This window comes from Massilia sp. BGA-UO-ETr-WB1 (genome assembly GCF_059567845.1).
The window spans coordinates 150,901-170,837 of record NZ_JCAQOT010000027.1 but is presented as its reverse complement, the minus strand read 5'-3'; the positions used below and the strand labels follow the sequence as shown (position 1 = coordinate 170,837).

The following is a 19,937-nucleotide window of genomic DNA, read 5'->3' as shown; positions in this document are numbered from 1 at the left end:
CACGGCCCGCAGCCAGGCATGTCACAATACGCGGATGAGCCCACTCGCTGCCTTGGAGACTTGCATGCCCGCAGAACCGAATACCGCCCCGCCCGACAACAGCGCCGATCCCCACCTGTGGCTGGAGGACGTGGCCGGCGAGGCGCCGCTGGAATGGGTGCGGCGGCAGAACGCCGTGGCCACCGGCGAACTGGAAAGCACGCCGCCGTTCGCGGCGCTGCACACGCGGCTCAAGACCATCCTCAATTCGCAGGACCGCATCCCCTACGTCAGCCTGCACGAGGGCTACTATTACAACTTCTGGCGCGACGCCACCCATGTGCGCGGCATCTGGCGCCGCACCACGCCGGAACAGTTCCTGCTGGCCGAACCGGCCTGGGACACCGTCCTCGACATCGACGCCCTGGCCGCCGACGAGGGCGAAAACTGGGTCTGGGCCGGCGCCGACTTCCTGCACCGCGCCACGCGCTGCCTGCTGTCGCTGTCGCGCGGCGGCGGCGACGCCTGCGTGCTGCGCGAGTTCGACGCGGCCACCCGCTCCTTCGTGGCGGACGGCTTCAACCTGCCCGAAGCGAAGACCCGCTCGGCCTGGATCGACCGCGATACGCTGTTCGTCGCCACCGATTTCGGCCCAGGCTCCATGACCAGCTCCGGCTACCCGCGCATCGTCAAGGAATGGCGGCGCGGCACGCCGCTGGAACAGGCAGTCACCGTGTTCGAAGGCGCGCCGGACGACCTGGCCGTGGGCGCGGCCAAGGATTTCACGCCCGGCCACGAGTTCCAGCTGATCTGGCGCTCCATGAGCTTCTACACCAACGAGCTCTACCTGCGCGACGGCGCCACGCTGACCAGGGTGGACAAGCCGGACGACGCCACCGCCTACACCGTGCGCGACCAGCTCGTCATCGAGCTGCGCTCCGAGTGGACGGTCAACGGCGCCACCTATCCGCAGGGCGCGCTGCTGGCGGCCGACTTCCGCCGTTACCTGCAGGGCGAGCGCGAGCTGGCCGTGCTGTTCGCGCCCACGCCCACCAGCTCGCTGGACGGCGTCAGCGCCACCCGTTCGGCGCTGCTGCTCAACGAGCTCGACAACGTGAAGAACCGCATCGTCGAGCTGCGCCACGTGGACGGGCAATGGACGCGCCGCGTGGTCGATGCGCCTGCCTTCGGCACGCTGGACGCAAGCGCCCTGGACAGTATCGACAGCGACCAGTACTTCCTGTCCGTCACCGACTTCCTCACGCCGACCACGCTCTACCTGGCCCAGGCCGGCAGCGACGAGCGCGTGCAGCTGAAAGCCCTGCCCGCCTATTTCGACGCCGCGCCCTGCCAGGTGCAGCAGTTCCAGGCCACCTCGCGCGACGGCACCGCCGTGCCCTATTTCGTGGTCAGCGGCAAGCACATGGCGCCCGGCGCCGAACGCCCGGCGCTGCTGTACGGCTACGGCGGCTTCGAAGTGTCGCTGAAGCCCTTCTACAGCGCGGTGACCGGCTCGGCCTGGCTGGAGCAAGGCGGCATGTACGTGCTGGCCAATATCCGGGGCGGCGGCGAGTTCGGCCCGCGCTGGCACCAGGCGGCGCTGAAGGAACACCGCCAGCGCGCCTTCGACGACTTCATCGCCGTGGCCGAAGACCTGATCGCGCGCGGCCTGAGCAGCCCGCGCCGCCTCGGCATCATGGGCGGCAGCAACGGCGGCCTGCTGGTGGGCGCCGTCATGGCGCAGCGCCCCGAGCTGTTCAACGCCGTGGTGTGCCAGGTGCCGCTGCTGGACATGAAGCGCTACCACCAGCTGCTGGCCGGCGCCTCGTGGATGGGCGAGTACGGCGACCCGGACGATCCCGCGCAATGGGCCGCCATCGCGCGCTACTCGCCCTACCACAACGTGCACGCCGGCCGGCGCTATCCGCGCGTGCTGTTCACCACCTCCACCCGCGACGACCGGGTCCACCCCGGCCACGCGCGCAAGATGGCGGCCCTGATGCAGGACCAGGGGCACGACGTGCTGTACTGGGAAAACACCGAAGGCGGCCACGCCGGCGCCGCCAACAACGACCAGCAAGCCATGATGTGGGCGCTGACCTACGCTTTCCTGCTCAAGCAACTAGGATAGGAGTTTGATCGGCCTCAACCCAGTCTTCCGCTACGAAGTGCATTGTGACGCTGACACGTATCACAATGTCCAATCGCATCGGCGGGGGTACAATTGTTTTCCTGGAGTGAAGAGAAAAACAAGCTAAACCAACACAAACACCGCATCAGTTTTGCGACTGCCCAGTCGGTGTTTGACGATCCGTTGCATATCTCCAGACTGGAGCGGATTGAATGCGGGGAACAGCGCTGGCAAACAACAGGTATGGCTGCCAACGGCGTGATTTTAATCGTCGCGCACACTGGAGGAGCGGCAATGACGAACACATCAGAATTATTTCCGCGCGCCGAGCCAACCGCGCCGAGCGCCGATCCTACGAGCGCGGAGCGGCTCGATGACGAAGATGGCGAGATAGACTATTCCGATATTCCAGCGACCACAGAAGCGGATTGGGACCATGCTGTCCAAGGCAAGTTCTACCGTCCCAAGCATCCGCCCCGCCAGCAACCTCCCACTGCATTTCCTTAGCTAGCCTTTAAGCTGCGCGGCCAACGCTTATCGCCTTCATTCAACATCCTGGGGAAGGCCCAATAACGTGATTGCGCTACCCCGCCTATTGTGCGCGGCGGAAAGGCAAAAAGTTTTATCTTAGGAAATAGTTCCCAGCACTATTGCCTTATTGTTAAACTGGCTATTGTTGCAGCGTGTTGCTTCGGGCAACATCTGCTTGACTCCGCTATTTAGCGGAGTATCTTTTACGTCCATATCCGCCACCCCTGCCGAGGATTTTCGCCGATGAACAACATGACCGACTTTGCCGAGGAACTGGACATCAAGCTGCTGCTGCAGACCTTGATGGCGCTGAAGAAAGGCGACTTCTCGGTGCGCATGCCCTCCGACTGGACCGGCATGCCGGGCAAGATCGCCGACACGCTGAACGAGATCATCGAGACCAAGGAAAAAATGGTCAAAGTGGTCACCGAAGTGAGCCGCGTAGTGGGCCGCGAAGGCCGTTTGACGCAGCGCGCGCTGGTGCCAAACGTGACCGGCGGCTGGCAGACCATCCTCAGTTCCGTCAACACGCTGATCGACGACCTGGTGCGCCCCACCACCGAAATGGCGCGCGTGATCGGCGCCGTGGCGAAAGGCGACCTGTCGCAGACCATGGCGCTGGAGGTGGACGGCCACCCGCTGAAGGGCCAGTACCTGCGCGCGGCCACCACCGCCAACACCATGGTGGAGCAGCTGTCCTCCTTCTCCTCCGAAGTCACGCGCGTGGCGCGCGAAGTGGGCACCGAGGGCAAGCTGGGCGGCCAGGCGCAGGTGAAAGGCGTGGCCGGCACGTGGAAGGACTTGACCGACTCGGTGAACTCCATGGCGGGTAACCTGACCTCCCAGGTGCGCAACATCGCCGAGGTGACCACCGCCGTGGCCAACGGCGACTTGTCGAAAAAGATCACGGTGGACGTGCGCGGCGAGATCCTGCAGCTGAAGGACACCATCAACGTGATGGTGGACCAGCTGCGTTCCTTCGCCTCGGAAGTGACGCGCGTGGCGCGCGAGGTGGGCACCGAGGGCAAGCTGGGCGGCCAGGCCTACGTGCCCGGCGTGGGCGGCACCTGGAAGGACTTGACCGACAACGTGAACTTCATGGCGTCCAACCTCACCGGCCAGGTGAGGAACATCGCGGCGGTGACCACCGCCGTGGCGAACGGCGACTTGTCCAAGAAGATCACGGTGGACGTGAAGGGCGAGATCCTGGAACTGAAAAACACCATCAACGTGATGGTGGACCAATTGTCCTCCTTCGCCTCCGAGGTGACGCGGGTGGCGCGCGAGGTGGGCACCGAGGGCAAGCTGGGCGGCCAGGCGCAGGTGAATGGCGTGGCCGGCACCTGGAAGGACTTGACCGACTCGGTCAACTCCATGGCGGGCAACCTGACCGGCCAGGTGCGCAACATCGCGGACGTCACCACCGCCGTGGCGAACGGCGACTTGTCCAAGAAGATCACGGTGGACGTGAAGGGCGAGATCCTGGAACTGAAAAACACCATCAACGTGATGGTGGACCAGTTGAACTCCTTCGCCTCCGAAGTGACGCGGGTGGCGCGCGAGGTGGGCACCGAGGGCAAGCTGGGCGGCCAGGCCAACGTGCCCGGCGTGGCCGGCACCTGGAAGGACTTGACCGACGGCGTGAACTCCATGGCGGGTAACCTGACCGGCCAGGTGAGGAACATCGCGGAGGTGACCACCGCCGTGGCCAACGGCGACCTGTCCAAGAAGATCACGGTGGACGTGAAGGGCGAGATCCTGGAACTGAAAAACACCATCAACGTGATGGTGGACCAGTTGTCCTCCTTCGCGTCGGAGGTGACGCGGGTGGCGCGCGAGGTGGGCACCGAGGGCAAGCTGGGCGGCCAGGCTTACGTGCCCGGCGTGGGCGGCACCTGGAAGGATTTGACCGACAACGTGAACTTCATGGCGTCCAACCTGACCGGCCAGGTGAGGAACATCGCGGCCGTGACCACCGCCGTGGCGCGCGGCGACTTGTCGAAGAAGATCACGGTGGACGTGAAGGGCGAGATCCTGGAACTGAAAGACACCATCAACGTGATGGTGGACCAATTGTCGTCCTTCGCATCGGAAGTGACGCGGGTGGCGCGCGAGGTGGGTACCGAGGGCAAGCTGGGCGGCCAGGCCAACGTGTCCGGCGTGGCCGGCACGTGGAAAGACTTGACCGAGAACGTGAACCAGCTGGCGGCCAACCTGACCAACCAGGTGCGCGCGATTGCCGAGGTGGCGACCGCCGTGACGCGCGGCGACTTGTCCCGCTCCATCCAGGTGGAAGCGCGCGGCGAGGTGTCCTACCTGAAGGACAACATCAACGAGATGATCCGCAACCTGAAGGAAACCACGCAGAAGAATGCGCAGCAGGACTGGCTGAAGACCAATCTGGCGCGCTTCACCCGGTTGCTGCAGGGCCAGCGCGACTTGCAGGCCGTGACCAAGCTGATCCTGTCCGAACTGGCGCCGCTGGTGTCGGCCCACCACGGCGTGTTCTATATGATGGACTCGCAGGAAACCGACGCCCGCCTGCGCATGATCGCCAGCTACGGCTACCGTTCCAGCCGCAAGCTGCCGACCTCCTTCCTGCCTGGCGAAGGCCTGGTGGGCCAGTGCGCGCTGGAGAAGGTCCGCATCTGGCTGACCGACGTGCCGCGCGATTACATCGTGGTCTCGTCCGGCCTGGGCGCGGCGCCGCCGACCAATATCGTGGTGCTGCCCATCCTGTTCGAGCAGCAGGTGAAGGCGGTGATCGAGATCGCCTCGCTGGACCGCTTCACCGAAACCCACCTGTCCTTCCTGGACCAGCTGATGGAATCGATCGGCGTGGTGCTGAACACCATCGAAGCGAACAGCCGCACCGAGTCGCTGCTGACGCAGTCGCAGTCGCTGGCGCAGGAACTGCAGCAGACCAACCAGGAACTGGCCGAAAAAGCCCGCCTGCTGTCCGAGCAGAACATCGAGGTGGAACGCAAAAACCGCGAGGTGGAGCAAGCCAAGCTGGCGCTGGAAGAGAAAGCCACCCAGCTGGCGCTGTCGTCCAAGTACAAGTCCGAATTCCTGGCCAATATGTCGCACGAGCTGCGCACGCCGCTGAATTCGCTGCTGATCCTGGCGCAGCAGCTGGGCGACAACCCGGAGGGCAACCTGTCGGGCAAGCAGGTGGAGTTCGCCAAGACCATCCACGGTTCCGGCTCGGACTTGCTGACGCTGATTAACGACATCCTGGACTTGTCGAAGATCGAGTCCGGCACCGTCACGCTGGACGTGTCCGAATACCGCTTCGCCAACCTGCGCAACTACGTCGACCGCACCTTCCGCCACATGGCCGAAGCCAAGCACCTGGGCTTCTCGGTGGAACTGTCGGACAACCTGCCGACCGCCGTGATGACCGACACCACGCGCCTGCAGCAGGTGCTGAAAAACCTGTTGTCGAACGCCTTCAAGTTCACCAACCACGGCCAGGTGTCGCTGGCCATCGGCCTGGTCACCAGCGGCTTCAGCAGCGACCACCCCAACCTGCTGCACGCGGACGCGGTGCTGGCCTTCGCCGTGACCGACACCGGCGTCGGCATCGCCTCCGACAAGCTGCAGCTGATCTTCGAGGCGTTCCAGCAGGCCGACGGCTCCACCGCCCGCAAGTACGGCGGCACCGGCCTTGGCCTGTCGATCTCGCGCGAACTGGCGCGCCTGCTGGGCGGCGAGATCCGCGTCGAATCGGTGGTCGGCAGCGGCTCCACCTTCACGCTGTTCCTGCCTTACAACCGCGCCGGCTTCGTCAACTACGACCTGTCGCGCCAGCCGCCCACCCGCGCGCCGGTGCAGCCGCCCAAGGTGGTGTACGTGCCGCCGGTGCAGGACGTGCAGCCGCAGATCGAGCCGGAAAACGACGTCACGGTGTACTACTCCACCATCGACGACCGCGGCCTGGTGGCGCCGGGCGATCCGTCCGTGCTCATCATCGAGGACGACGAGCGCTTCGCCAAGGTGGTGCTGGAATATGCGCGCGAGAAGAACTTCAAGGGCATCGTCACCCACCAGGGCGACTCCGCGCTGTCGCTGGCGCGCGACTACCTGCCGTCCGCCATCCTGCTCGACATCGACCTGCCCGACATCGACGGCTTCACGGTACTGGACCGCCTGAAGCGCGACCCGAGCACGCGCCACATTCCGGTGCACGTGATGTCCAGCCTGCGCGAGCGCGAACGCGCGCTGCGCCAGGGCGCGATCTCCTACCTGAACAAGCCGGTCAGCAAGAATGCGCTGCACGAGGAATTCAGCCGCATCCAGAAGTTCCTACTGGGCGGCAAACGCAGCCTGCTGGTGGTGGACGACGAGCAGCACCAGCGCGACGCCATCGTCAGCCTGATCGGCGATTCCGACCTGCGCATCGTGGCGGTCGACACCGGCGAGCGCGCGCTGCAGGCGCTGCGCGACAACCATTTCGACTGCATGGTGCTGGACCTGACGCTGCCCGACATCAGCGGCTTCGACCTGCTCGACATCATCGGCAAGGACTCCTCGCTGCGCGACCTGCCCATCGTCATCAACACGGCGAAAGAGCTGGACCGCAAGGAAGTGGCCAAGCTGAAGCGCTACGCCAAGACCATCGTCATCAAGGACGCCCGTTCGCCCGAGCGCCTGCTGGACGAGACGGCGCTGTTCCTGCACCGCTCGCAGGCCAGCCTGCCGGAGCTGCAGCGCCGCATGCTGGAGGAGATCCACGCGGCCGACAGCGGCCTGGCCGGGCGCAAAGTACTGATCGTCGACGACGACCTGCGCAACATCTTCGCCCTGTCCTCGCTGCTGGAGCGCCAGCAGATGCAGGTGTCGTTCGCCGAGAACGGGCGCGACGGCATCGAGGTGCTGGAGCGCGATCCGACCATCGAGATCGTCCTGATGGACATCATGATGCCGGAGATGGACGGCTACGACACCATGCGCGCCATCCGCCGCATACCGAAGTTCAAGTCGCTGCCCATCATCACGCTGACCGCCAAGGCCATGAAGGGCGACCGCGACAAATGCATCGCCGCCGGCGCGTCCGACTATATCACCAAGCCGGTGGACGTGGCGCAGCTGCTGTCGCTGATGCGCGTTTGGCTGCACTGATGGGCAATCAAGGCAACGTCGCGCCGCTGCTGCGCGACGCCCCTCCCGAGGTGGAAGAGCTGGAGCTGGACCTGCTGGCCGAGGCCCTGTTCCAGCGCTACGGCTACGACTTCCGCGGCCACGAACGCGCCGCGCTGCGGCGCAAGCTGCGCGGCGTGATGCAGCAGCGCAGCCTGCGCACCTTGTCCGCCCTGCAGGGCCAGGTGCTGCACGAACCAGGCGCCGCCGGCGCCGTGCTGCGCGCGCTGCACGTGCCGCCGGCCGCCATGTTCGACGACCCGGAAGAAGCGCGCCTGCTGCGCCAGGCCTGCGCCGCCTGCCTGCACGGCGCGGCGCTGCCCAAGGTGTGGCTGGCCGACTGCGCCGGCGCCGAGCAGGCCTGGACGCTGGCCGTGCTGCTGGCCGAACAGGACCTGCTGGCGCGCACCGAGCTGCACTGCACGGTCGCCAGCGACGAACTGCTGACCGGGGCGCAGGACGCCTTCATCGCCACCGCGCGGCTGGCGGAATGCCAGGCCGCGTATGAACGCAGCGGCGGCGCCGGGCGGCTGGCCGACTACTTCCAGGTCGACGGCCAGCGCGCCGTGCCGCTGCCGCAGCTGCGCAACCGCATCACCTGGGCCCAATACAACCTGGTGACGGACGCCTCCTTCAACGAATTCAACCTCATCGTGTGCCGCCGCGCCCTGCCCGACTTCGGCCCGCTGCTGCGCCAGCGCGTGCTGCAGCTGTTCCATGCCAGCCTGGCGCCCTTCGGCGTGCTGGCCCTGGACCGCCAGTTCGACCAAAGCGAGGCCCTGGCCGCCTTCTACCGGCCCTTGCTGCCACTGCAGCCCTGGTACAAGCGCATCGCATAAGGCGCTGCGCTCCGCCACGCATTGACCGCGCCCGCCAATGCGGCTACATTGCTCACTTGACAAAATCATCATTGGAGCACCGCATGCAGCGCAGCCTGATTTCCGCAGCCATCCTGTCACTGACCGCGCTCGCCGCAGCCGCTCCGGCGCAGGCCGGGCAAGCCGCCCAAGCTGGCGCCAAGGCGGCCAAAGCCAAACCGGCCAAACCCGGCAAAGGCGCCGCTGCAGCCGGCGCGGAAAGCCTGGCCACCACCCAGCTGCCGCGCAACGTGCGCCCCAGCCACTACGCCATCTCCCTCAAGCCGGACGCGCAGGCGGCCACCTTCAGCGCGCGCGTGGTGATCGCCATCGACGTGCTGGAGCCCACCGCAGCCATCACCCTGCACGCGCTGGACCTGGCGCTGGCCAGCGCCGGCATCGCGGCCGGCCCCGGCCAGCCGGTGCAGCAAGCGGCCGGCATTGCGCTCGACGCCGGCAAGCAGACCGCCACGCTGACCTTCGCCCAGCCGCTGGCCAAGGGCAGCTACCAGCTGGCCATCGACTACAGCGGCAAGATCGGCAACCAGGCGGCGGGCCTGTTCTCGCTCGACTACGACACCCCGGCCGGCAAAAAGCGCGCGCTGTACACCCAGTTCGAAGCGGCCGACGCGCGCCGCATGGTGCCGTCGTGGGACGAGCCCGCCTTCCGCGCGACCTTCGCGCTGGAGGCGAACGTGCCGGCCGAGCAGATGGCGGTGTCCAACATGCCGGTGGCCAGCAGCAGCGCCATCGACGGCGGCCGCAAGCTGGTGCGCTTTGCCACCACGCCGCGCATGTCCACCTATCTGCTGTTCTTCGGCCTGGGCGACTTCGAGCGCACCACGGCCACCGAGAACGGCACCGAACTGGGCGTGATCACCGTCAAGGGCCGCCTGCCGCAGGCGCAGTTCGTGCTCGATTCGTCGAAAGCCGTGCTGCGCGAGTACAACGAATACTTCGCCCATCCCTACCCGCTGCCCAAGCTGGACAACGTGGCCGCGCCCGGCCGCAGCCAGTTCTTCGGCGCGATGGAAAACTGGGGCGCCATCATGAGCTTTGAAGCCGCGATGCTGCTCGATCCGGCCATCGCCACCCAGGCCGACAAGCAGACCGCCTTCAGCATCGCCGCGCACGAAACCGCGCACCAGTGGTTCGGCAACCTGGTGACCATGCGCTGGTGGGACGACCTGTGGCTCAACGAAGGCTTCGCCACCTGGATGGCGGGCCGCAGCACCGCGCTGCAGCACCCGGAATGGGAAACCTCGCTGAACCGCGTGGCCGGCCGCAACTCCGCCATCGAACGCGACGCGCTGGCCACCACCCACCCGGTGGTGCAGCGCGTTGCCACGGTGGAGGAAGCGCATGCGGCCTTCGACGAGATCACCTATGCCAAGGGCGGCGCGGTCATCAACATGCTGGAAAACTACGTCGGCGAGGACGCCTGGCGCGCGGGCGTGCGCAGCTACATCAAGGCCCATGCCTACGGCAACGCCGTGTCGGACCAGTTGTGGCAGCACATCGAGCGCGCCGCCGGCAAGCCGGTCAAGGCCATCGCGCACGACTTCACGCTGCAGCCGGGCGTGCCGCTGATACGCGTGTCCGACTACAGCTGCCGCAACGGCAGCACCAGCGTGACGCTGACCCAGGGCGAATACAGCAAGGACCAGCCGAACAAGAAGGCGCTGTCCTGGCGCGTGCCGGTGCTGGCCAAGACGGTGGGCGCGGCCGAGACCAGCCGCACCATCGTTGCCGGCGGCAAGGCCAGCGTCACGCTGCCCGGCTGCGGCCCGGTGCTGGTGAACGCGGGCCAGGCTGGCTACTACCGCACGGTGTACGCGCCCAAGGCTTATGCCGCGCTGGCGGCCAGCTTCGACAAGCTGGCGCCGCTGGACCAGCTCGGGCTGATGACGGAAAGCTGGGCCCTGGGCCTGGCCGGCAAGCAGCCCGCCTCCGACGCGCTGAGCCTGGCGCGCGCCACGCCGGTGGACGCGGCGCCGCAGGTGTGGGGCCGCATCGCCCGCATGTTCGACGAGGTGCGCATCTACGCGCGCGACAACGAGGCCACCCGCGCCAAGCTGTCGGCCTTCGCCATTTCGCGCCTGGCGCCGGTGCTGGCGCGTGTGGGCTGGGAAGCCCGCAGCGGCGAAACCGCGCCCACCGCCATCCTGCGCGAACAACTGATCTACACGCTGGGCGCGCTGGGCGACGACGACGTGATGGTGGAAGCGCGCCGCCGCTACGACGCCTCGCTGGCCGGCGACAAGACGGCGCTGCCGCCGGCGCTGCGCCGCGTGGTGCTGGCCGTGGTGGCGCGCAATGCGGACACCCGCGTGTGGGAACAGCTGCACGCGGCGGCCAAGGCCGAGCAGTCCTCCATCGTCAAGGCTGAGCTGTACGGCCTGCTGGGCCACGCGGTGGACCCGGCGCTGGCGCAGCGCGCGCTGGAGCTGGCTGTCAGCGGCGAGCCGGACGCCACCATCGGCTCCGGCATCATCGCCGCCGTGGCGCAGGAGCACAGCGAGCGGGCCTTCGATTTCGCCATCGCCAACCTGCCCAAGGTGAACGGCCTGGTGGAAAGCAGCTCGCGCGCAGGCTACTTCCCTGGCCTGGCCGGCGGCTCGGCCAATCCAGCCATGGTGGACAAGCTGAAGGCCTATGCCGACGCCAACCTGCCGGCCAGCGCGCGCAGCCATACCAACACGGCGGTGTCGCGCATGCAGTACCGCGCCGCCGTGATCCGCGACCGCATGCCGGAGATCGACGCCTGGCTGGACCGCCAGGCGCTGTAAGCGCTTTCTGCTAGCCCGCCGCCGCGCTGGGACGCTCGGCGATGCGGTCGCGCCAGGCTTGCAGGTGCTCCATGCCTTCCGCGCCCGGGCGGAATTTCATCAGCCCGCGCGCGAACTCCATGGCGCAGAAGGCCGTGATGTCGGCGATGGTGAAGCGCTGCCCCGCCACGTAAGGCTGCGCGGCCAGGGTCCGGTCCAGCCAGCGCGCCCACTCGCGCATCTTCTCGCCCTGCGCCGCGCCGTATTCCGGGAACTGCGGCTGCTCCAGCGCCGCCAGGCCCGGATGCGTGTGGCGCACGCAGTTGGCAATGCCGGCGAACACGTGCAGCTCCACGCGGCGGTCGGCCATCTCGATAAAGGCGTGCTCCTCGAAGCCCTCGCCCATCAGGTTGGGCTGCGGGTAGACGCCCTCCAGGTAGGAGCAGATGGAACGCGTTTCGCACACCACGCGGCCGTCGTCCAGCTCCAGCACCGGCACGCGGCCGAAGGGATTCCTGGCCAGGAAAGCCTCGCTGCGGTTCTCCAGCTTGCCCAAGTCGATCAGCTCCGTTTCCATGCTGATGCCCTTCTCGGCCATGAACATCGCCACCCGGCGGGGATTGGGCGCGCGCGCGCTCGTGTACAGTTTCATGCCTAGACGCCTTTCTCGCGTGATTGACCAGTCTCCAGCATTTTGCGCGCTTCGGCCGCAAATTGCTCGGCTTTTTCCGGGCTGGCGGTGCGGTCCAGCCTGGACGGAGGCAGCAGGATGCCGCGCCGCACCGCGGGCCGCTCGCCCACCAGCGCCAGCCAGCGCTGCAGGTGCGGCAGGCCGTCCACGTCCACGCCGGACCAGCTGTGGGTGCGCACCCAGGCCCAGTTGGCGATGTCGGCGATCGAATAGTCGCCCGCCAGGTACTCGTGCTGCGCCAGGCGGCCGTCCAGCACGCGGAACAGGCGCTTGCTCTCGCCCTGGTAGCGGTCGATGGCGGCCTGGATCTTTTCCGGGAAATAGCGGTGGAACACATTGGCCTGCCCCATCATCGGGCCGACGCCGCCCATCTGGAACATCAGCCATTGCAGCACCTGCGAGCGGCCCTTGGGATCGGACGGCATCAGGCGGCCGGTCTTCTCGGCCAGATAAATCAGGATCGCGCCGGACTCGAACACGGCGAAATTATCGGCCGCGCGGTCGATGATGGCGGGGATGCGGCCGTTCGGATTGATGGCCAGGAACCACGGCTCCTTCTGCACATTGGCCGCCAGCTCCAGCTCGTGCATTTCATAGGGCAGCGCCAGCTCTTCCAGTGCGATGGAAATCTTGTGGCCGTTCGGTGTTGCGGCGGTGTACAGGTCTATCATCGGAAAGCCCCTTTTTCAGTTGCAGTGCACGCCAGTGTAGGCGAAACTGCTTTGTCCGGTACAAACAGACAAAAAAAGACCGGCGATCTTTGGAGGGAGCCGGTCAAAACGCTTTTTAGAGCGCGGGGATATCGTGCCGCATCTAAGGGATACGGCAACCTGGCGCGCGGAGGAGGCCGCGCGCTACAGGTGACACTTTGCCAGCAATCCGCCCGGCAAGGCTTAGGACTTCATTAAATTTACATAAGTATAAAAGTTGCGATCCTAGAGGGGGCCATTATGCGAAAAACCACGTTCGATCCCCGCCAATGGGGCGTAGGCGCCAAGATCACCGCCTTCACGTTCGCCCTGGTGAGCGCCATCATCGGCGTCCTGATCCTCATGATCAGCAACGCCACCACCAGCCTGCTGGAAGAGGACAGCATCCACGCGCTGGGCCAGGAACTGCAAGGCGTGACCGACATGGTGGACATCTTCAACGCCACCGTGAAGGGCCAGGCGGCGGGCTATGCCGGCATGCTGGCGGCCTCCTTCGACGACAAGTTCACGCTGGACGAAGCCACCAGCACCCCGGTCGACGGCAAGCCCGCGCCCACGCTGAAGAACGGCGAGCGCGTGGTCAATATGGACTTCAGCGTGCCCGACAAATTCCTGCGCAACAGCGGCAGCGTGGCCACCATCTTCGCCGCCAGCGGCGAGGACTTCATCCGCGTATCGACCTCGCTGAAGAAGGAAAACGGCGAGCGCGCCATCGGCACCATGCTGGACCGCGCCCACCCCGGCTACGCCAGGCTGCGCGCCGGCGACAACTACACCGGGCTGGCCAACCTGTTCGGCAAAACCTATATGACGCGCTACGATCCGATCCGCGACGCGGGCGGCAAGCTGATCGGCATCCTGTTCGTCGGCGTCGACATCAGCGCCGCGCTGCAGGCGCTGAAGGACAAGATCAAGGCCATCAAAGTAGGCCAGACCGGCTACTTCTACGTGCTCAATTCCACCCCCGGCAAAAACTACGGCACCCTGCTGGTGCACCCGGCCAAGGAGGGCTCCAACATCCTCGAGAGCAAGGACGCCGGCGGCCGCGAGTTCATCAAGGAGATCCTGGAGAAGAAGCAAGGCATCATCCGCTACCCCTGGCTGAACCCGGGCGAGAGCAGCGCGCGCGAGAAGGTGGTGGCCTACACCTCCTTCCCGGACTGGAACTGGGTCATCGCGGGCGGCGCCTACACCGAGGAAATCACCATGGACGCGGTGCGCCTGCGCAACCGCTACGTGCTGTTCGGCTTCATCGCGCTGGGCGCCTTCGCTTTCGCGCTGATGATCGTGGTGCGCAACTACGTGACGCGGCCGCTGGCCGAGGCCGAGGGCGCGGCCGGCCGCATCGCCGAGGGCGACCTGACGGTCAAGCTGAACGCCGACAACAAGGACGAGATCGGCAAACTGTGCGGCGCCATGAACGGCATCAGCGGCAACCTGTCGCGCGTGGTGGGCCAGGTGCGCGAAGGGGCCGAGCACATCGCCACCGCCACCACCCAGATCGCCACCGGCAACCAGGACCTGTGCCAGCGCACCGAACAGCAGGCCTCCAACCTGGAAGAGACCGCCGCCGCCATGGAGCAGCTGACCTCCACCGTGCGCCAGAACGCCGACAACGCGCAGGAAGCCAACCGCCTGGCGCTGGCTGCCTCCGACACGGCCGCGCGCGGCGGCCAGGTGGTGTCGCAGGTGGTGGACACCATGGGCAGCATCAACCAGTCCTCGCACAAGATTGTCGACATCATCAGCGTGATCGACGGCATCGCCTTCCAGACCAACATCCTGGCGCTGAACGCGGCGGTGGAAGCGGCGCGCGCCGGCGAACAGGGGCGCGGCTTCGCGGTGGTGGCGTCCGAAGTGCGCAACCTGGCCCAGCGCAGCGCGGCGGCGGCCAAGGAAATCAAGGAGCTGATCAACGCCTCGGTCGAGCAGGTCGAGGCGGGCAGCAAGCTGGTGCAGCAGGCCGGCTCCACCATGGACGAAGTGGTGTCCAGCGTGGCCCACGTGACCGGCATCATGACCGAGATCTCGGCCGCCAGCCAGGAGCAGAACGCCGGCATCGCCCAGGTCAGCACGGCCATCACGCGCATGGACGAGGTGACGCAGCAGAACGCCGCGCTGGTGGAACAGGCCGCTGCGGCAGCGGCCTCGCTGCAGGAAGAGGCGGCCGCGCTGGCGCAGGTGGTGCGCGTGTTCCAGCTCCGGTAAGGGGCGCGGGCAAAAAAAAACCCGCAATGTTCGCCATTGCGGGCCAAGGGATCCAAATCGGGAGAGATTTGAGCGGAACCATCATCGCACAGCGGTATGACGGGAGGATGACAGCGCGCTTAGTTGCGCATCCTTGCTTGTCCTCTTGCTCGTGCTCACAGGCATAGATTAGTACAAAGAAACACCAAAAAAACTCTCCAAAAGTCACAATGCCGCTTAACTAGTTTCTTTGCAGCTAATTCACAACAATTGCGTCCAGCTGGACTACAATCGAACAACTGCGGGCTCCGCTGCGCATGAGCCGCAGTCCCGCCATGACGGCAAGCCAGCCATCCGTTACCTGACCCACTCGGCTCATCCGGCCTATCCGACCCCATTGCCCTCTTCCATGCCGCACAAAACTACTCAAAAGAACAAAGATACAGCAAGGGGATTGCCGAAACTCCATTCATATATCGCTGCGCCGGCCTGGGCCGCCATGGCGCTCGCGCTTGCCGCCTGCGCCCCCTTCTCCAGCACGCCGCCTGCTGAAAAGGGCGCGGCACAAGCCGCTCCCTCCGCTGCGTCCCGTCCTGCGGCGCCGGCCCGTCCCGCCCCGGCAGTTGCGCCCGCCCCGCCCGCCAAGGCGGACGCGGCACAACTCCAGATCGACACCCGCAACTCCCGCATCCTGGTGGTGGTGCGGCGCGGCGGCCTGCTCGCCAGGCTGGGGCACGACCACGTGGTGGCCAGCCGCCACATCGAAGGCCAGGCCGTGGCGCCCGCCAACGGCCAGCCGGGCAGCACCAGCTTCCGCTTCCGCCTGGATCAATTGACGGTGGATGAAAGCGCGCTGCGCGCCGAGACCGGGCTGCCCAGCGTGACGACGGCGGACGCCATCGCCGGCACCCGCAGCAATATGCTGACCAAGGTGCTGGACGCGGAAAAATATCCCTACGTGGAAGTGGCGGCCGTGACCACGCCGCAAGGCCCATTGCAGGCCGACATCACGCTGCACGGCGTGACGCGCCGCTACGCCATCCCCGCCGCGCTGAGCGCGCGCGCGGACGGCATCAGCGCCAGCGGCGCCTTCACGCTCAAGCAAAGCGACTTCGGCATCAAGCCGTTCTCGGTGATGGGCGGCGCGCTGGCCGTGCAGGACGAACTGGAACTGCGCTTCAACATCAGCGCAGTCAAAGTTAACGGGAAGCGATAAGCCGGATGCCCAGGCCGACGAAAATGGTGCCGGCCACGCGGTCCATCCACAGCCCGGCGCGCGGGCTGCGGTTGAGCCACTTGCCGATGGTCCCGGAGAAATAGCCCAGCAAGCCGAACAGCACGCAAGCCTGCAGAGTGAACAGCAGGCCCAGCTGCGCGGTCTGCCAGCTCACCGGGCCGTTGCCGGCCACCACGAACTGCGGCAGGAAGGACAGGAAGAACAGCACCACCTTGGGGTTGATGCTGTTGGCAAACAGCCCCTTGCCGAACAGGCGCAGCAGCGATTCGTCCGGCAAGCCGCCGCCTTCCACGCGCGCGCCGCCAGGGCTGCGCAGCGCGCCCCAGCCCAGCCAGATCAGATACACGCCGCCCAGCACTTTCAGCGCCGTAAACGCCAGCGGCGAGGCGGCGATCAGCGCGCTCACGCCCAGCGTGGCCAGCAGCGTGTGGGTCAGGCAGCCGAGCGCGCAGCCCAGGCCGAACACCACGCCCTTGGCACGTCCGCGCGACATGCCGACACCCAGCACCATCAGGTTGTCCGGGCCGGGCGACACAGTTATCACGATGGCGGCGGCGAGAAAGGCAACTATTTGTTCGGGAGCGATCATCAAAATAGGGATTCCATGAATAGTCGATTAGAATAAGGCAAGATTTCCGCCATTTTACTATCCTCACGCGATGCCTTTGGCAAACAACATGAGTACAGCCAGCAAGATATCCGGACGCTACACTGCACTGTTCGCCTGCGTTTCGCTGTTCGCTTCGCTGCTCGTTTTGCTGATCGCCGCCATGCTGGCCGCGCCTTCCCCGGCGCACGCGCAAGCCGCCCATGGGGTCCAGGCCATCGAAGCCGACAGCCGCCTCGGCCAGGCCGTGCTGACCGGCTCGCGCTCGCTGGACCTGATGCGCAGCGCCCGCCTGTACCATGCCGGCGCTGCTAACGCCCCCTTCCCGGCCGGCGCGGCCGATCTGCCCGCCTTCCTGGCCGCACTCAAGCCCGCCAAGGAAGTGGACCTGCTGGGCGGCAGCTACTGGCTGCATGCCCGCCTGCGCAACGACACGCGCCAGACCGCCTGGGTGATCGACCCCAACGACACCCTGATCGACACCGTGGAGAGCCGCATCTACGGCCCGGACGGCGCGCTGCAGCAGCGCGTGTCCGGCTACCGCGCCCAGCGCGAATACCTGCTGCATTACGGCAAAGATATCGAACTGCACCCGGGTGAAAGCTACGAAGTGCTGATACGCTTCAGCAGCCCGTTCTACGCGCGCACCCCGGTGTTCGCCGTGACCCAGCGCGACGCCTACCGCCAGCTGGTGGCGCGCGAGAATTTCCTCATCATCGGCTCCATCGGCGCCCTGCTCGCGCTGGCCGTGTTCAACTTCTTCATCTACAGCTACACCCGCGAGCGCTCGCCGCTGTATTACTCGCTGTACGTGCTGTGCTACGCGGCCGGCTGGGGCCTGACCTTCCACCTGCCGGCCGACCTGTTCGACTGGCACAACCTGCACGTGCACTACATCCCCTTCTTCCTGCTGCCGGTGCTGAGCACGCTGTTCTACCGCACCTTCCTGCAGCTGCGCGAGACCTCGCCCATCCTGTACAAGCTGAGCACCATCAACATCGTGCTGCCGCTGGTGCTGCTGCCGAGCTGCTTCATCGCGCTCAACTGGGCGCACACCCTGGCCACCGTCGCCATCATGATCTGGATGACCATGGCCCTGGTGAGCGGCATCATCGTGTGGAAGAACGGCTACCAGCCGGCGCGCTTCTTCGTGCTCGGCTTCGTCGCGCTGATGCTGCCCGGCCTGCTGATCCTGCCGGCCAACGTGGGCCTGATCCCGGCCGCCGTCGAGAACGCGCAACTGTTCACGCTGCTGGGCGGCACGCTGGACGGCATACTGCTGGCCTTCGCGCTGGCCGACCAGATCCGCCTGCTGCGCAACCACCTGGAACAGCGCGTGAACGAGCGCACCGCCGAGCTGACCGAAGCGAAGGAACACGCCGAGATCGTCAGCCGCCACCGCATCGACTTCCTGTCCGCCATGAGCCACGACATCCGCACCCCGCTGGCGGGCGTGATCGGCATGCTCAAGTTCGCGCTGCGCGACCAGACCGTGCAGGGCCGCACCGAAGAATACCTGCGCATCGGCCTGCAGAACAGCGAAGCCCTGCTGGCCATCCTCAACGACATCCTCGACTTCTCCAAGATCGACGCCGGCAAGCTGTCGATCGAAACCATCAACGTCGACCTGCGCACGCTGATCGACGAAGCGATCGGCATCCTGCAGGCGCAGGCCGACGCCAAGAGCCTGCTGCTGCGGCGCGAGCTGGCGCTGGACCTGCCGCGCTACGTGCTGGGCGACCCCACCCGCATCCGCCAGATCCTGCTCAACCTGCTGGGCAACGCCATCAAGTTCACCGACCGCGGCGAAGTGCGGCTGGAAGCGGCTGCCGGCAAGGACCAGCGCGGCGTCACCATGCTGCACTTCAGCATCAGCGACACCGGGCCCGGCATCAACGAGACCACGCTGGGCCGCCTGTTCCAGAAGTTCGAACAGGCCGACATGTCCACCACGCGCCGCTACGGCGGCACCGGGCTGGGCCTGGCCATCTGCAAGGAGCTGGTGGAACTGATGGGCGGCGACATCGGCGCGGCCAGCCAGCCCGGCGTCGGCTCCACCTTCTTCTTCACCTTGCCGCTGACGCTGGGCGTACCGCCCGAAACGGACGTGCTGGCCGCGCCGCGCGAACAGCGCCACGCCTACCGGCTGCGCATCCTGTGCGCCGAGGACGTGCGCACCAACCAGATCATCATCAGCACCCTGTTGGAAACCATGGGCCACGAAGTGGTGCTGGTGGAAAACGGCATCGAAGCGCTGGAAGCGCTCAGCGCCGGCGACTACGACCTGGTGCTGATGGACGGCCGCATGCCGGCCATGGACGGCGAGCAGGCCGCGCGCCTGGTGCGGCGCGGCGGCAGCGAAGACTACCGGGTGCGCGACACCTGCGTGCCCATCATCGCGCTGACCGCCAACGCCAGCGACCACGACCGCGCGCGCTACCTGGCGGTCGGCATGGACGGCTTCCTCAGCAAGCCGGTGGACGAGCGGCTGCTGTACGACCAGATTGAAAAAACCATCGCCCAATTGCTCAGCCGGGGCCGCACGCTGCCGCCGCTCGGGCCCGCTCCGGAACGGGATGCCGATGCCGATAAGGCTGCCGCAGCGTCCGCGCAGGAAGCCAGCAGCTGGAATTCCGGCTACACGCTGGCCGCGCCCGGCCCGGCGCCGTCGGAAGCCGACCTGGCCGCCCAGTTCGGCGTCGAACCGCTGTGCAGCGCCGACGATGGCGGCGCGGCCGCGCAGGGCAAGATCAGCATCATGCCGCTGGCCGGGCTGTCGCCCAAGCACATGCAGCGCATCACGCAAGCCTTCCTGGACGAAGCGCCGCGCCGGCTGGAAGTGGCCCGGAACGCCGCCCTCAGCGGCAAGAGCCACGCCGCCTCCGCCGCCTTCCACGCGCTCAAAGGCAGCGCCGGCTACCTCAGCGACACCGGCCTGCACAGCCTGTGCCACGACCTGGAAAAGCTGTCCGCCGCCGGCGAGCTGCAACTGGTGATCGATTCCCTGCCCGAAGTGGCCGCCGCGCTCGAGCAAGCCTGCGCCGACCTGCGCGCCTGCAACCGCAGCGCCGCCGAAGCCAGCCTGGCCACGGAGTAA

At 66.6% G+C, this 19,937-nt stretch carries 11 protein-coding genes; 8 read left to right on the top strand and 3 right to left on the bottom strand.

The annotated features are described in order from the left end of the window. The first annotated feature begins 64 nt into the window (after window positions 1-64). From AC56DV_RS27695 to AC56DV_RS27675, 5 genes are all read left to right on the top strand, one after another. Window positions 65-2,110 (top strand): prolyl oligopeptidase family serine peptidase, encoded by a 2,046-nt coding sequence (locus AC56DV_RS27695; RefSeq protein WP_496317435.1) that lies wholly within the window; start codon window positions 65-67, stop codon window positions 2,108-2,110. Between the two features lie 93 nt (window positions 2,111-2,203). Beyond that, on the top strand, window positions 2,204-2,617 hold the full coding sequence (locus tag AC56DV_RS27690; protein WP_496317434.1) for a BrnT family toxin: 414 nt from the start codon (window positions 2,204-2,206) through the stop codon (window positions 2,615-2,617). A gap of 267 nt (window positions 2,618-2,884) precedes the next feature. After that, on the top strand, window positions 2,885-7,765 hold the full coding sequence (locus AC56DV_RS27685; protein WP_496317433.1) for a HAMP domain-containing protein: 4,881 nt from the start codon (window positions 2,885-2,887) through the stop codon (window positions 7,763-7,765). After that, entirely contained in the window at window positions 7,765-8,622 is an 858-nt protein-coding gene (locus AC56DV_RS27680; RefSeq protein ID WP_496317432.1) for a CheR family methyltransferase, read from the top strand. Before AC56DV_RS27685 ends, AC56DV_RS27680 begins: the two co-directional genes overlap by 1 nt. A gap of 83 nt (window positions 8,623-8,705) precedes the next feature. Beyond that, the gene (locus AC56DV_RS27675; protein WP_496317431.1) at window positions 8,706-11,429 is read left to right on the top strand and encodes a M1 family metallopeptidase; all 2,724 of its coding nucleotides are present in this window, start codon (window positions 8,706-8,708) and stop codon (window positions 11,427-11,429) included. A 10-nt stretch (window positions 11,430-11,439) separates the two neighbouring features. Here the strand turns inward: AC56DV_RS27675 and AC56DV_RS27670 are convergent, their stop codons facing one another. Together AC56DV_RS27670 and AC56DV_RS27665 are read right to left on the bottom strand one after the other, a co-directional pair. Further along, complete coding sequence (locus tag AC56DV_RS27670) at window positions 11,440-12,060, bottom strand: glutathione S-transferase family protein (protein WP_496317430.1); 621 nt, start codon at window positions 12,058-12,060, stop codon at window positions 11,440-11,442. Window positions 12,061-12,062: 2 nt separating this feature from the next. Continuing rightward, window positions 12,063-12,770, bottom strand: a complete 708-nt coding sequence (locus AC56DV_RS27665) for a glutathione S-transferase family protein (RefSeq protein WP_496317429.1) — start codon at window positions 12,768-12,770, stop codon at window positions 12,063-12,065. Window positions 12,771-13,049: 279 nt separating this feature from the next. Between AC56DV_RS27665 and AC56DV_RS27660 the strand changes: the two genes are divergently transcribed. Beyond that, entirely contained in the window at window positions 13,050-15,017 is a 1,968-nt protein-coding gene (locus AC56DV_RS27660; RefSeq protein WP_496317428.1) for a methyl-accepting chemotaxis protein, read from the top strand. A gap of 433 nt (window positions 15,018-15,450) precedes the next feature. Continuing rightward, entirely contained in the window at window positions 15,451-16,212 is a 762-nt protein-coding gene (locus tag AC56DV_RS27655) for a YceI family protein (protein ID WP_496317427.1), read from the top strand. Here the strand turns inward: AC56DV_RS27655 and AC56DV_RS27650 are convergent. Beyond that, window positions 16,196-16,822, bottom strand: a complete 627-nt coding sequence (locus AC56DV_RS27650; protein WP_496317426.1) for a LysE family translocator — start codon at window positions 16,820-16,822, stop codon at window positions 16,196-16,198. The genes AC56DV_RS27655 and AC56DV_RS27650 overlap by 17 nt on opposite strands. A gap of 88 nt (window positions 16,823-16,910) precedes the next feature. On the opposite strand from AC56DV_RS27650, the gene AC56DV_RS27645 reads away from it, so the two are divergent. Then, the gene (locus tag AC56DV_RS27645; RefSeq protein ID WP_496317425.1) at window positions 16,911-19,937 is read left to right on the top strand and encodes a 7TM diverse intracellular signaling domain-containing protein; all 3,027 of its coding nucleotides are present in this window, start codon (window positions 16,911-16,913) and stop codon (window positions 19,935-19,937) included.